This window comes from Rossellomorea vietnamensis (genome assembly GCF_025398035.1).
Taxonomy (GTDB): Bacteria; Bacillota; Bacilli; order Bacillales; family Bacillaceae_B; genus Rossellomorea; species Rossellomorea vietnamensis_B.
In genome coordinates this window covers 655,914-669,738 of record NZ_CP104558.1, presented here as the reverse complement: position 1 = coordinate 669,738, position 13,825 = coordinate 655,914, and the positions used below count along the sequence as shown (strand labels likewise).

Below are 13,825 nucleotides of genomic sequence, written 5' to 3'. Positions count from 1 at the left end.
GAGTGTTCAATATAGAGTGAAAGGGTGATGGAAGTGTCTGAATCATATACAAGGTCCAATAAAGAAATAGCCGTTTCGTTTCTGGAGCGGGTTGCGTCAGGGGATGTCCGTGGAGCGTTTAAGGATTACACAGGAAATGATTTTTGTCATCACAACCCCTATTTTCGTGGTGAGCCGGAATCGCTCATGCTCGCCATGGAAGACAATGCCGTGAAAAATCCCGATAAGAGGTTTGAAGTGAAACGAGCGATGGCAGATGAAGAGACAGTAGCAGTTCATTCCCATGTAAGGCAGAACCCCGATGATCCAGGGGCAGTGGTTGTCCATATTTTTCGATTTGAACATGGAAAAATCGTAGAATTATGGGATATAGGTCAACCGATTCCGGAAGACCCCTTGAACGAGAATGGGGTTTTTTAGAACGAGGGAGCAGCATATATATACACAAAAACCTGCACCACTATGTTAAATAGTAGGTGCAGGTTTCATTTTGTTATTGTAAATGTCTTGTGATTATGATAAATTAATACAGAAACACTTTTTACGCGGGCGAAAATATTCACATTGCCTCAATAATAATTATATAACATAATACCCTCATTAGTCAACCCTGAATTTTATAGCTGAAGGAGTGCTGAGATGAAATCTGACATTAGGCATGAGCAAAAACGAGTGGACGATGTGATTGATACCATCATGCGACAGATCGAAACCCTGGAAACCGAAACAGGAAGGCGCATGGAGGAAGTGGCGGAGACCCGAAATCATTTCTGGGATGAGGTAAAGGTAAATACAGATACCTTCGATGATTTTCTTGAAACCGTTATTGCTTTAAGGCAGCAGGCGCAATCGTTGACGGTTTCGGAGAGTACTCACAAACAGGCACAAAAAAAATTATCAGCATTGCACAGTATGAAAGGGAAGCCCTATTTCGGGCGCATCGATTTCACGGAAGAAGGAGAACCCACTGAAAGGGTTTATATCGGGATATCGACCCTGACTGATCAAACATGTGATGACTTTCTTGTTTACGATTGGCGGGCACCCATTTCAAGTGTTTATTATGATTATCCACCAGGGCCAGCAGAATATACGACCCCTGGTGGCGTCATCCGTGGGATCGTGGAAAGCAAGTGGCAGTATCTCATCAGGGATGGTGTGATTCAGTCCATGTTCGACACGAGCCTGACGATTGGCGATGAGATATTACAGGAAGTACTTGGGAAAAGAACAGACAATCACATGCATAGCATCGTCGCCACGATTCAACAGAAACAGAATCAGATTATCAGGCATGACCACGGCAGGCTTCTCATTGTTCAAGGAGCAGCAGGAAGCGGGAAAACATCTGCTGCCCTGCAGCGTATCGCGTACTTACTATATAAATATAGGGAAACGTTGAAAGCGGATCAAATCGTTTTATTCTCACCTAACTCTATGTTCAACAGCTATGTTTCTCAAGTTCTACCTGAACTTGGGGAAGAAAACATGGAGCAGGTGACTTTCCAGGAGTATTTGGACCACCGATTAAGCATGGAATTCCAGGTGGAGGGCCCTTATGATCAACTCGAGTACGTGTTGAGGAAGGAAGGTAACCGCCAAATGTATGAAACACGTACGGCGAGCATCCAATTCAAGGCATCCACCGATTTCTTTGAAGCAATCAAATCATATAGGAAATCCTTAGAGGGATCAGGGATGAAGTTCAAAGGAATTATGTTCAGGGGAAGGACGATTCTTACGGCTGAAGAGATTACCGAACGTTTTTATTCATGTGAAACATCACTTCGCTTTCATAATAGGCTTGAAAAGCTGACTGAATGGCTTAATAGTCAAATAGATCAGGCGGAGAAACGTGAACGGATGGAGTCCTGGGTGGAAGAAGCCATTGAATTGATGAGCAATGAGCAATATCATAAGGCACGTAAGTACTTTAGGAAGAGAAATATCCCCGATGATTATGAAGTAGAGTACGAAGCGCTGAGAAGATTGGTTGTACGTAAAAGGTTCAAGAAGCTCCGTAAATGGATCAAAACACTCCAGTATGTGGATGTGAAAGGTGTTTATCAGCAGCTCTTTACAGATCCTCTGATGATTCGTTCTTTAATGAGTAGGAATACACCAGGGAAATGGGAATATATTTGCCGTTTGACGTTGAGAATGCTTGACGAAGAGCAATTGTATTACGAAGACGCGACGCCGTTCTTACTATTAAAAGAGCTGATTCTCGGTTTCCAAACAAATACATCCATTAAGCATGTACTCATCGACGAAGCTCAGGATTATTCTCCGTTTCAATTTGAATTCATCAAGAGGCTGTTTCCTTCAGCCAAATTGACCGTCTTAGGAGATTTTAATCAGGCGATCTTTGCTCATGCAAATGAACATGTTGATTTCAGTAATCTGACAGAATTGTATGGTCCGGATGAAACAGATCAGATCAACCTGACCGAGAGCTACCGGTCCACTAAACCAATCATAGATTTTACACGAAGACTGGTTCCCGGCGGGGAACATATCTCCGCTTTCGAACGGGACGGAGCAGTTCCTGTCATAACGGCAGTCACAGACCATGATGACCTGCATGATCACATTACCAAAACAATTGAGAAATGGAAGGCACATGGGTACCATTCCATCGCCGTCATATGCAAAACGGCTGCAGAAAGTGAGCGGGTATTTGGTTCATTACACCATGTGGAGAACCTCAAACTCATGAAGAGCGTATCCCTCGAATATGAACAAGGCGTTGTCGTCATACCTGCCTATTTAGCCAAAGGAATCGAATTCGACGCTGTCATCATTTACGACGCATCCTCCCAAACATACGATGAAGAAAGTCTACGAAGACTATTCTACACCGCATGCACACGAGCCATGCACGAACTAAAGCTCTACACCATTGGCAAACCAACCCACTTCATTGAAGTATAGAATGAGGGACGGACCTCCATATTTCAGAAAGAATCCCTATACAAAAGGATTTTGCTCTGGAAAGAGAGGTCCGTCCCTCTTTTATGAAAATAATGGTAAAATATGATGTGAAGCTTTCAAAGAGGTAGGGGAGTGGATATGATGAATTCCTATATGGATTTGTTGAGGAATATGGGTGCCCAGCATGATGATTCGAGATTTTTGTTGGGGATAGATGGATTAAGTCGTTCGGGGAAAACTACTGTGGTTCAACAATTACGCTTTGCATTAGAGAAAGAAGATCGTCCCTTTCAAATTTTTCATCTGGATGATTTTATCGTTGAACGGGCACGCCGTTATTATACTGGTTCAGAAGAATGGCATGAATATTTTCATTTGCAATGGGATGTCGACTGGCTTTCAAATCACTTCTTTAAAAAGCTGAAAAGAGTAGAACAAGTCACTCTCCCTTTTTATGACGGGGCAAAGGACAATCATGAAAAGAGGACCATTCCGCTGCCAAAGGAAGGATTGATCATCATAGAGGGAGTATTTCTTCAGCGGGAGGAATGGAAACATTTTTTTGACAAGATTATCTATTTGGACTGCCCGAGGGAGACGAGGTTTAACCGCGAATCTAATGAAACGAAAAAGAATAGGTCAAAATTCGAAAATAGATATTGGAAAGCAGAAGATTATTATATCAATCGGTATCATCCTGCGGAATCGGCAGATATCATGATAACTTCATAAGTGGGTGGTAGGGGGATAATTCAAATGCATGTTGACGGGGGAAAGTATATTAGATACTTATTAAACAATACTAATAGAAAATACCTGTAGGAGTCGAACCGAATTGATTCACGTGGATTACTTTGAAATGATTGCACGTTCAACAGCAAGCTTCCTGGTTCTCCTCCTTGTCGCCCGTTTGCTCGGAAGGAAACAATTGAGCCAATTAACTTTTTTTAACTATATAACCGGGATCACCATCGGTTCCATTGCAGCAGATATTGCAGGTGAATCGAAGACGCCTTTTTTTGAAGGATTGACGAGCCTTATCTGGTGGAGTGTTCTAACGCTCCTGGTTGGATATATCGGACTCAAATCACCGAGAGCACGGGTAGTGATGGATGGGCAGCCGGTCATTGTCATGAAGGATGGTAAAATTCTTGAAGATACGTTAGGAAAGCATCATCTGAATATGGATGATTTAAGCATGCTACTAAGAGAAAAAAATGTTTTTTCTACTAACGAAGTTGATACGGCCATCTTCGAACCTGATGGGAAATTGACCGTGTTTTTAAAATCCGGCAATCAACCTTTAACCAAAAAGGATCAGGATATCATTACCGGTAAACCTACATACTTCCCAACAGAATTAATCGTTGATGGGAACATCCTGTATCAGAATTTAAAGGAAGTGGGCATATCTGAAGAGTGGCTTCGAAATCAGCTGAACTACTTCCAAGTGAAACTTCAAGATGCATTTTATGTTGAGTTGCAGGAAAATGGAACACTTTACATTGATCGGCGTCGGGACCGGTTGAAGGAGTAGAGAAGGTGTCAACCCTTACATTTGGGTGGCACCTTTTTATTTTGGAAAGGATTGTGTTTTATTAAATAATTTGGAATAATTAGAATGTGTGTTCGGATTCTCAATAGCTGTATTTAGGAAGAGGGTGTTAATGATGAAGTTTTATATCGGCTCAAGCTTTGCAAATAAGGAACTTGTGCGGCATGTAAGTGATCGGCTTGAACAGAAAGGCTATATCCACACATTTGATTGGACCAGGAACGATCGCGCATCAACAGTGAAAGACCTTCAGTACATCGGACAGAATGAAAAAGATGCCATCACGGAATCAGATGTGGTGGTCATCATACTCCCTGGTGGAAAAGGAAGTCACGTCGAACTGGGAATAGCGCTGGGACTTGGAAAACGGATCATCTTGTATTCCCCCAATGATGAGGTACATGATCTTGCAAACACGACTACGTTTTACCACTTACCCGAGGTGAAAAAGTGTTCGGGGAGAATAGAGGAATTATTGGAATATGTTTTAGAAAGCCGAATTTTCAGCCTAAATGAATAAGAGTGATGCTCGAGGAAGGAGACCACATTGAAGAAAATTAAAAGAGTGACCTTACCAAGTCAAGGCAGAGTCATAGTCATCTCGGACATACACGGAGAACTGAATCTTTTTATCAAACTGTTACAAAAAGTAAATTTCAGTTCAGAAGACCATCTATTTATCAACGGTGATCTTTGTGAAAAAGGAAGCAATAGTAAAGGGACTGTCCGATATATCATGGATTTAACAAAGAGGAACCCGAACGTTCATGTAACGGAAGGGAATTGCGACACTGTGGTAGAAGATCTTCTTGAAGAGAATCCCAAATTGATGAACTACATCAGATCAAGAAAACATTCCATCTTGAAAGAGTGGCTTGATGAAGTAGGGTTTGAACTTAAAGAAGATACTACGGTTCAGGAGGTGAAAGATATCCTTACACAACATTTCTCCCATGAAATCAAGTGGCTGATGGAATTACCAACTGCAATCGAAACAGACGACTATATTTTCGTCCATGCTGGTCTTGATGATTGTAAGGATTGGAGAGAAACGGATCGAATATCTGCGATCACGATGCCTGCTTTCATGGAGAAATCACATCGAACAGGGAAATATGTCATTGTCGGCCATTGGCCTGTTGTCAATTATGCGAGTGACATTCCGTCCAATAATCCGGTTGTAAGTAAAGATAAGAAAATCATCTCCATTGACGGCGGGAATGTCATTAAATCGACAGGTCAGTTAAATGCATTTATCATACATAGAACCAAGAACGGGGACAGCTTTTCCAAAATCTATACTGATCATCACTTAACATGTGAAGTGGTGAAGGGCTACATATCAGAAACAATCATGTCGGGGTCTATTTCCTACCCAAACTACGAATTGATCCCCCTTCAACCATCTGAGCATTTTACACTGTGCAAACAAGTTGGAACGGATGATCTATTATATGTTAAAAATGAGTACATTCATGAAAGTGAAAAGGGAACCTATTCGGCAAAAACGGATCTTTCATGTGCGCAGATTTCTGTGGATATTGGAGATATCATATCGGTTGTAGACAGTAGTTGCACAGGATATGACCTCATCAAGAAAAATGGGAAAGAGGGATGGGTACCTAAAGACGTTCTCCCAGTGAAACAACGGGACTCGGTTTCCGTTGTTTAATCAATATGACAGATAAGGTGCGATAATCTATGGAATATAAAATAGACACAAGAAAGAGTTATAGTCCGCAAATCAGTTACCTGGTCTCCCAGATGGACTATGCCAGAAAAACGACATTGGACAGTGTGAGAGGATTAACCCCATCTGAACTGGATTTTTTACCGTGCGAAGGTGCCAACAGTATAGGGGCTCTATTGCTCCATATGGCGGCGGTAGAAAAAGGGTTTCAAATAGAACTTTTTGATGGGAGAAGGCCAAACGAACATGAAGTGGCTGAATGGGGTGCGGCCTATAGTCTTGGAGAAGAAGGTCGAAAGAATATAAAGGGGAATCCTTTAGAATTTTATCTGAAAAAACTTGAGGAGGTCAGTAAGAAAACGTACCAGGAGTTTTCCGAGCGTAATGATGAATGGCTCTTTGAAAGCAGATTATGGGATAACCAGCCCTCTAACCATTACTTCATCTGGTTTCATGTATTCGAAGATGAGATCAATCACAGGGGCCAGATCCGGTTGATCAGAAGGATGCTCTCTGAAAAGAATGAATTTTAATCCAGTTATTGTGATTTGGTCAGATCTATCGGTGATGTGATAGTATACGCTGGCGCTCAAACTGTATAGATATGAATAGGGGGGTCCTATGAAACCACAAACGATCAACTTTGAAAAAAAATTGAAAGATTATCAAATAGTCGGAGTCAGCATGGCTACAATTGAAGGCGCCTGCATCAGTAAAACCGACTGCTTCGGTTTCCTTGAGGCAGGAACAAATAGACGAGTGGAACATGACTCAATCTTTCATGCGTGTTCAATCAGTAAGTTTTTCACCTCCATATTAGTGATGACTCTATCTGAACAGGGCATTCTGGATATAGATAGAGATATTAATGAGTGCCTGTCATCATGGAAAGTTCCCTTGAATTCTCTCGGAATCATAACATTGAGGCATTTACTCAGTCACCATTCAGGGATTGTGGATCCGGAAGGCTCTTTTTCTGAAATCTTATCTATGTCTGATACCCCTTCCATGGTCGAAATATTGGAAGGGAAAACACCCTATTGTGAGATTCCAATCGAAGTGAAATATAAGCCTGGAAGCGAATTTTCATATTCCGATGCCGGCTTCTGCGTCATCCAGCTTGTAATAGAGGATATTATGGGGAAATCATTTGAAGAGGTAATGGAAAAATATTTATTCCTGCCCCTACAATTAAATAATAGTTCTTTTCAGCTGCCGGCTTCCAAAGATCAGTTCTCCTACGGTCATACCAAGGATGGTGGCTTGGTAGCTGGAAAATACCCAATATACCCCTATCCTGCAGCTTCAGGATTATGGACCACCCCAACGGATGTGGCTCTATTGGTGATTGAATGGATGAATGCAATCAAAGGAAAAAGTAATCTATTTTCTACAATCAATGCTAAAGAGTTGTTAACACCTCAATTTGAAAAAGAGTGGATGGGGCTTGGTGCCTTTCGTGATACTCATGAGATAGGGATAGAAGTTTCCTCACTGGGATGGGGAGTCGGCTTTCAAGGTATGATGGTTGCATATCCAAATGAAGGGGCAGGTCTGGTCATCATGACGAATACAGACACAGGTGTCCATCAGCTAAAGGGGCTCGTTGGTGAAGTATACAGAGCATATTATTAGCAAGCGCGCAGGGATGGTCATCGATAAATGATACCATCATAAATATGTCTCTTTAGGTCCACGTCGATATGAAATAAAAAAAGGCTCGAACTTCCGAGCCTTTTTCTCAAGTCAATAAAACAACCAGTCCTAGAAATTTCTATTTTTTCTCGCTTTTTTTCTAAAGTAACCAATCGTTATTCCAATTATGACCGCAATGATTAATAGAGGAATAATTATAAACAAAACAGCTCCGGATGCTCCACTCATTGAGGTTCCTCCTCTCGATTCATTCATAAGAATATTCCCTGCAATGAGTTTTCTGAAACGTAAGAATGTGTTTTGATACGAATAAAGATCGGTGATAAAACTTTTACGATTTCGTCAAGCATCCATAGTATTTCTCTAATGAATCGCCGGAATTTTAATTTTCACCGTGAATTCTTCTTCCTTATAAACAAAATCCAGATAACCATTGTATTCTTTCACGGTTTCTTGAATGATCTTGGTGCCTAGACCTTCGTGGCCTTCCTTTGTCGTATGTCCGTAGCTTTGGTAAAGCTTATCAAGGATCGGTGGTGATATCGGGAGGGAAGGGTTCTTGCAAACCAGCATATATAGGCCGCTTCGTTTATAAAACTGAAGGCTGACGCTTGCTTGATTACCATAATGTTCAAGCCATTCGGCGGAAGCCTCTATACTATTGGACAACAGATTCCCAAGGAGTGTCACAATCTTCTTATCTGGAAGGGGCAACGTGGAAAGGGGCATATCCACATCATATATCAGCGTTACCCCGCAAGCCTTTCCTCGATTGTACATTTGGTGGAGAATTCCGGCCACACTTCCACGTTCCCCTTTAATAGAAAGGTTGGTTTCTTCATAACCGTCCACCAAATCGTCTAAATAGGCAGCTGCCTCTTCGTGATGGTGATGTTCGAGCATATAGTGGATCGAAGAAATATGTTTGAGAAAATCATGCCGTTCACTTCGTACAACCCGAAATGTTTCGGATAAATGAAGTCGTTCCATTTCGAACTGCTCAACATCATTCTGAAGCCCATTAAATTTGGTGGAAACATCCCATCTGACCCACTCAATCCCGATAAAAATCATGAAAAAGACCGCTGGTAACCATGTTGATCCAATGATCAAATACGGAAGTAACAGAAATAGTTGTGAGAGGGAAAGCAGGTTACTCCATTTCTGATCGAATCCAAAAGACGGTATTTTCGTTTTTTTATAACACAGATATGTTACGAAAAAGACTGCTGCATAAGTGAAATAAAGAGGCAGATCCCATTGTAGGTTCGTAAATAATGCGTGTATATGTATAAAGGCAACTAGGGAAAGAATTAACCAATAAATTTTCATTTGTTTCACAACTGGCTCCACCTTTTAAAAATAATGTTGTTGAAGGTATTCTACTTTTTCCTTTGTGATCATTGCCTGTGCGTCGATTCCTTCAAATGAAATCACATATGAATTCTTCGCATAGAGAGAGAAATTCTTTACATAGTGTATGTTGATGATGAAGGAACGATGGGAACGGATGAAATCCCTTTCCCGTAATTCTCCTTCTAATTCATTCAAGGTCAGATAGGTTTTGATCCTTTCCTCTTTCGTGTAAATCGTCGTTGATCTGCCAGACCTTTCAATGAAGACGATATCTTTCTTTTGAACGATATGTATATCATTTTTCTGCTTTAAATAGAGGCGGCCCTTCAGTTCTGCCGTTCTCGACTTTTCCATTAGTCGCTCGATGGATTTCATTAGACGGTCATTTGTATAGGGCTTCATAATATAATCATGGACGTTCAATTCAAAGGCGTGGACAGCGTATCCACTGTTTGCCGTCACGAAGATCACCGATATGTTAAGTGCGTGTGAGTGGATGATGTCTGCCAATTCATATCCAGATAGGTGGGGCATCTCAATATCTGCAATCAGTACGTCGATGGTTTCTTTCTTGATTTGGTCATAGGCTTCCTCGGCGGAGGTGGTGGAAAAGACGATTTCCAGACCCTCGCAACGGGAAACGATGCCATTTAATTTATCTAAGTCAATCATTCGATCGTCTACGAGACCAATCTTCATTTCCATTCCCCTCGCATCTTCTGAAGTTCTCCTTCATTTTACCATCTTTCATGAAGAATTTGGCATTTTCACGACAAGAAAAGGACATTTCACGACATAAGTAAAGAATCTACCTCCAATTATTTGTATGATGAAAATACATTAATACTTAATGAGGTGAGAATATTGATTCATATACATGAAGTCACAAAACAGTTTAAAGATAAGCAAAAGTATGTAACCGCACTAAAACGCGTTTCTCTTTCGATTCCAAAAGGTGATGTGGTCGGGCTGTTAGGTGAAAATGGTGCCGGAAAGACGACGCTTCTTAGGACGATTGCAACCTTATTGACACCAACCGAGGGATCAATTGAAGTCGCTGGTCACGATACCCTAAAGGAACCAAACGAAATCAAAACCAAGATCGGTGTTTTATTTGGAGGGGAAACCGGTTTGTATGACCGATTAACTGCTAGGGAGAATCTTCAATACTTTGCTCGTTTATACGGATTAAGCAAACATGAAACAAAGGTGAGAATCGACGACCTCTCCAGGATGTTCGGGATGAGGGACTATCTTGACAGGCGGGTGGGAGGTTTCTCCAAAGGCATGCGTCAGAAGGTTGCCATTGCCAGAACACTGATTCATAATCCCGAGATCATTTTGTTTGACGAACCGACTACCGGTCTCGACATTACTTCATCCAATGTATTCCGCCAACTTGTACATCAATTGAAACGAGAAGGAAAGACCATCCTCTTCTCCAGTCACATCATGGAAGAAGTCTCCATGCTATGTGACAAAGTAGCCATGATGCATAAAGGGGAATTGGTGTACCAGGGGGAGATCGAAGAGTTATATAAGACTGAAAAGAGCAGGGATCTTAATTATATCTTTATGAGTAAACTAGTGAGAGGAGATGAACACTATGCTTCTTAGTATCTATTTAAAAGAATTAAAAGACAGCTTCAGAGACAGGAGAACTCTTCTATTGACCGTCTTTCTTCCGATTTTTATGATGAGTGGACTTGTTTTTTTCTATGAAAATATGGTTTCAAGTGGAGAAGGTGAAACGTATGCACTGGCAGTCGACTCCAATGTCAGTAAGGACGTCTTACAAATTTTCTCAGGAAACGAAGCGATTGAATTAGTGAAAACAGACAATCCCAGAAAAGCCGTAGAAGAGGGAGAGGCACTTGTTGCCATGATTGTTAGCAGTGATTTCATTCAAAACATCAATGAAGGGAAGCAAGCCGATATCACCTTGATCGGAGATTCCTTCAGCCAGAACTCCAGCAACCTGATGAATGCAGCTACAAATTCCCTCACCGCCTTTGAGAAAGAAGTTACATCAGAAAGGTTGAGAGCTGAAGGGACGGACCTTTCTATCATCCAGCCATTCACCATCACCAAACAGGAAGTGTCAGATGACGAGGGGAGTATGTTCCTGTTATCTTTTCTTGTACCTCTTATCCTGGCGATATCCATAGGAGTGGGAACCTCTCCATCGGCTGCAGACTTATTCGCAGGTGAAAAAGAGAAAAAAACGATGGAAGCATTGCTCATGACACCTGTCAAACGTTCCACATTGATGCTTTCCAAATGGTTGACTATTGCTTCTGTAGGTGTCATTACAGGTCTTGTCACGCTCATTGTCCTGGCTATTGAGATTACGCTATTCACAGAAAACCTGAAAGACGCAGTATCCTTTGGTGATAATGTCTATGTGATAATAGGGATTTCTCTTCTGCTTACCATTGTATATGCCGTGTTTATCGCTTCCCTGCAGATGATTACAAGCATCCTGGGAAAAACCGTTAAAGAAGCCGGTAGCTACAGTGCACCGATTATGATGCTTGCGGCTTTTCCAGGCATGATTATCACAAATGTCGGATTAAATGAACTCAACTTTAAACATTTTGCCATCCCGATTCTTAACCTATTCAGCCAATTCAAAGAATTGTTGATGGGTGTGGTCGATTATCAACACATCGCGATTACGATAGGTAGCAATCTGGTAATTATGCTGATCATCTTTGCCATTGGCAGAGTTCTTTTTTTGAAGGATAAATGGGTGATGAACTAAAGAGGAAGGAAGCAATCACTTCTTTCAACAAGTGATTGTTTCAAATTTTTTCTGTAATGCATTGTATGGTTAGTCTTAAAGCTGAAAAAAACTTTGACTAAGCTGGTCGGGAATAAAATGGCAGTATTAAATTTATCCTGGATCGCTTCATGGTTTGCCCTATTGGGTCAACTATTGTTCTTCATATGCGTAGCACTTTACACCGGTCAATGGATGTACGTGATGTGGAGCTTCGTGGTAAGCATGTCAGTAGGTGTACCGAGTATGATCCGTACTTGGCAGGCTGCTAAGAAGCAACACATACAATTATGAAAAGAAGGGAAAAACAAGGGATGGACAATATTGATAAACGAAACCGACTGGATGATTCTCCTTTTCATTTCCGGGTTCTCAAAGATAAAACCGTATTTATCGAGTATGAAGGTAAGCAGGTTAAAACCTTAAAAGGAAGAGAAGCGGATAAATTCTTGAAGAAAATGAAAGATGCCCGTGATGAAAAAGAGATGCAGTTAATCATGGCAAAAGTGACCGGGAATTTTAAAAGAGGAAATGAACGGAAGAATTGAAAGTGCTTATTAAGTACTAATGTTTATAAGAGGATTTCCTAAAAGGGGAGTCCTCTTTTTCTATTATGCTGGCATTTTGAATATTATGGTAAAATATAGAGGGATATATAGATTTTTCAAAAATATTTTGGTTGTTTCCGTATAATTTTGCATTGTTAAAACGTTTTACATATGAACAATCAAATAGAGGGGGATGGACATGCAGGAAAAAATGACGGAATCGTTTACGGAAAAAAACAGGGAATTGGCAGGTGAATTCAATGCCATCATGGAAGAATTCAAAGAAGGCTTGTGGAGGTATTGCCGTTATTTAACGGGCTCACCCTGGGATGGAGAGGATTTATTTCAAGATACCATGCTAAAAGCTTTCGGAGGCTATTACCAGCGGTGGCACCCGACTAACCCGAAAGCCTATTTGTATCGAATGGCGACAACGACTTGGATTGACCAGTGTCGCAAAGATAAAAGACATGTCGGTCTCCTTGAGGAAGATGAACTTCCTCAAGAAAACTTCACAGATGGTCTGGAGGCAGAGGAAGCATTACACATCCTTTTTGATCTTTTTTACCCGAGGCAGGTGGCGGTCTTTTTGTTAAAAGAAGTGTTCAGATTCGATGCAAGGGAAGTGGCAGGTATGGTAAGGACCACTCCGGGAGCGGTCTATGCAACGGTCCTTCGAATGAAGAAGAAGTTGCAATCTGTCGACCTTCTCGAGAGCAGGTCTCAACATCCGGTGTCTGACACTCATCCTGTCATCCAAGCCTACCTGAATGCAATGAATGAAGGTGATATTGAAGCCGTTATGACATTAGTCAGTGAAGAAGCCCACAATGAGGCTGCCCTTGGTTTCCAGGAATACAGCAAGGGGGAGATGCGTTCCGGATCCATGAAATATGGTCTCCCTGGTATGAGGGCTGTGGAATACTGCTTATGGGGCCGTAATGTCATCGTCATGCTTTCTGAGGGAACGAATGAACCTGAAATCCATGATATCCAGTACCAGGAAGTGGAGAATGGGAAGATTGTGCACCATATTAGTTACTACTTTAGAAAAGAATTGATTTTTGCTGCTGGTGAAGAATTGGGCATTCGACCTCAAATCGACAAGCCTGTAGTGGAATGGAATTGATAGAAGTAAAAGAAGCCAATCTGATGATTGAGCTTCTTTTTTAAAAAACATCCGAGTGGATGGATAATTATGTTAAAGTAAAGTCATAACTTTCTTTTTTTTGTGAACTTTGGAATGAAGTATTTTGGTAGAGAGTTAGAGAAATTTTATTGGACTAGAAAATGGGAGGATATCC

15 protein-coding genes are annotated in these 13,825 nt (G+C 41.3%); 13 read left to right on the top strand and 2 right to left on the bottom strand.

What is annotated here, in order from left to right; genetic code table 11:
* The first annotated feature begins 27 nt into the window (after positions 1-27).
* The 8 genes from N5C46_RS03615 to N5C46_RS03580 all read left to right on the top strand — a co-directional run bounded on the left by N5C46_RS03615 (position 28) and on the right by N5C46_RS03580 (position 7,814).
* Positions 28-420, top strand: a complete 393-nt coding sequence (locus N5C46_RS03615) for a nuclear transport factor 2 family protein (RefSeq protein WP_261750964.1) — start codon at positions 28-30, stop codon at positions 418-420.
* Positions 421-639: 219 nt separating this feature from the next.
* Positions 640-2,934, top strand: a complete 2,295-nt coding sequence (gene helD / locus N5C46_RS03610; protein WP_261750963.1) for an RNA polymerase recycling motor HelD — start codon at positions 640-642, stop codon at positions 2,932-2,934.
* 138 nt (positions 2,935-3,072) lie between these two features.
* A complete protein-coding gene (locus tag N5C46_RS03605) occupies positions 3,073-3,666 on the top strand; it encodes a kinase (protein ID WP_420720434.1) in 594 nt (197 codons plus the stop codon).
* Positions 3,667-3,778: 112 nt separating this feature from the next.
* Complete coding sequence (locus N5C46_RS03600; protein WP_261752266.1) at positions 3,779-4,471, top strand: DUF421 domain-containing protein; 693 nt, start codon at positions 3,779-3,781, stop codon at positions 4,469-4,471.
* A gap of 130 nt (positions 4,472-4,601) precedes the next feature.
* Entirely contained in the window at positions 4,602-5,009 is a 408-nt protein-coding gene (locus tag N5C46_RS03595) for a nucleoside 2-deoxyribosyltransferase (protein ID WP_336275523.1), read from the top strand.
* Positions 5,010-5,036: 27 nt separating this feature from the next.
* Complete coding sequence (locus N5C46_RS03590; protein WP_261750961.1) at positions 5,037-6,161, top strand: metallophosphoesterase; 1,125 nt, start codon at positions 5,037-5,039, stop codon at positions 6,159-6,161.
* A 29-nt stretch (positions 6,162-6,190) separates the two neighbouring features.
* On the top strand, positions 6,191-6,712 hold the full coding sequence (locus N5C46_RS03585; RefSeq protein WP_261750960.1) for a DinB family protein: 522 nt from the start codon (positions 6,191-6,193) through the stop codon (positions 6,710-6,712).
* 88 nt (positions 6,713-6,800) lie between these two features.
* On the top strand, positions 6,801-7,814 hold the full coding sequence (locus N5C46_RS03580; RefSeq protein WP_261750959.1) for a serine hydrolase domain-containing protein: 1,014 nt from the start codon (positions 6,801-6,803) through the stop codon (positions 7,812-7,814).
* Positions 7,815-8,198: 384 nt separating this feature from the next.
* Here the strand turns inward: N5C46_RS03580 and N5C46_RS03575 are convergent, their stop codons facing one another.
* Both N5C46_RS03575 and N5C46_RS03570 read right to left on the bottom strand, forming a co-directional pair.
* The gene (locus tag N5C46_RS03575) at positions 8,199-9,167 is read right to left on the bottom strand and encodes a sensor histidine kinase (RefSeq protein WP_261752264.1); all 969 of its coding nucleotides are present in this window, start codon (positions 9,165-9,167) and stop codon (positions 8,199-8,201) included.
* Between the two features lie 24 nt (positions 9,168-9,191).
* Positions 9,192-9,890: a LytR/AlgR family response regulator transcription factor gene (locus N5C46_RS03570; RefSeq protein WP_261750958.1), complete on the bottom strand. Its 699-nt coding sequence runs from the start codon at positions 9,888-9,890 to the stop codon at positions 9,192-9,194.
* A 165-nt stretch (positions 9,891-10,055) separates the two neighbouring features.
* Here N5C46_RS03570 and N5C46_RS03565 point away from each other — a divergent pair, with 165 nt between their 5' ends.
* The 5 genes from N5C46_RS03565 to N5C46_RS03545 all read left to right on the top strand — a co-directional run bounded on the left by N5C46_RS03565 (position 10,056) and on the right by N5C46_RS03545 (position 13,650).
* Complete coding sequence (locus N5C46_RS03565; RefSeq protein WP_261750957.1) at positions 10,056-10,808, top strand: ABC transporter ATP-binding protein; 753 nt, start codon at positions 10,056-10,058, stop codon at positions 10,806-10,808.
* On the top strand, positions 10,798-11,955 hold the full coding sequence (locus tag N5C46_RS03560; protein WP_261750956.1) for an ABC transporter permease: 1,158 nt from the start codon (positions 10,798-10,800) through the stop codon (positions 11,953-11,955). The genes N5C46_RS03565 and N5C46_RS03560 overlap by 11 nt, the downstream gene beginning before the upstream one ends.
* Positions 11,956-12,072: 117 nt before the next feature.
* Entirely contained in the window at positions 12,073-12,267 is a 195-nt protein-coding gene (locus N5C46_RS03555) for a hypothetical protein (RefSeq protein WP_261750955.1), read from the top strand.
* 20 nt (positions 12,268-12,287) lie between these two features.
* Positions 12,288-12,521, top strand: coding sequence for a hypothetical protein (locus tag N5C46_RS03550; RefSeq protein ID WP_261750954.1), 234 nt, complete (start codon positions 12,288-12,290; stop codon positions 12,519-12,521).
* Positions 12,522-12,720: 199 nt separating this feature from the next.
* Positions 12,721-13,650 (top strand): RNA polymerase sigma factor, encoded by a 930-nt coding sequence (locus N5C46_RS03545; RefSeq protein ID WP_261750953.1) that lies wholly within the window; start codon positions 12,721-12,723, stop codon positions 13,648-13,650.
* Positions 13,651-13,825 lie beyond the last annotated feature (175 nt).

Excerpts from the sequence above, each read along its gene's own strand:
- N5C46_RS03615 (WP_261750964.1), top strand. The coding sequence starts at position 28 with ATGGAAGTGTCTGAATCATATACAAGGTCCAATAAAGAAATAGCCGTT.
- helD (WP_261750963.1), top strand. The coding sequence starts at position 640 with ATGAAATCTGACATTAGGCATGAGCAAAAACGAGTGGACGATGTGATT.
- N5C46_RS03605 (WP_420720434.1), top strand. The coding sequence starts at position 3,073 with ATGATGAATTCCTATATGGATTTGTTGAGGAATATGGGTGCCCAGCAT.
- N5C46_RS03595 (WP_336275523.1), top strand. The coding sequence starts at position 4,602 with ATGATGAAGTTTTATATCGGCTCAAGCTTTGCAAATAAGGAACTTGTG.
- N5C46_RS03585 (WP_261750960.1), top strand. The coding sequence starts at position 6,191 with ATGGAATATAAAATAGACACAAGAAAGAGTTATAGTCCGCAAATCAGT.
- N5C46_RS03580 (WP_261750959.1), top strand. The coding sequence starts at position 6,801 with ATGAAACCACAAACGATCAACTTTGAAAAAAAATTGAAAGATTATCAA.
- N5C46_RS03575 (WP_261752264.1), bottom strand. The coding sequence starts at position 9,167 with ATGAAAATTTATTGGTTAATTCTTTCCCTAGTTGCCTTTATACATATA.
- N5C46_RS03570 (WP_261750958.1), bottom strand. The coding sequence starts at position 9,890 with ATGAAGATTGGTCTCGTAGACGATCGAATGATTGACTTAGATAAATTA.
- N5C46_RS03560 (WP_261750956.1), top strand. The coding sequence starts at position 10,798 with ATGCTTCTTAGTATCTATTTAAAAGAATTAAAAGACAGCTTCAGAGAC.
- N5C46_RS03555 (WP_261750955.1), top strand. The coding sequence starts at position 12,073 with ATGGCAGTATTAAATTTATCCTGGATCGCTTCATGGTTTGCCCTATTG.
- N5C46_RS03550 (WP_261750954.1), top strand. The coding sequence starts at position 12,288 with ATGGACAATATTGATAAACGAAACCGACTGGATGATTCTCCTTTTCAT.
- N5C46_RS03545 (WP_261750953.1), top strand. The coding sequence starts at position 12,721 with ATGCAGGAAAAAATGACGGAATCGTTTACGGAAAAAAACAGGGAATTG.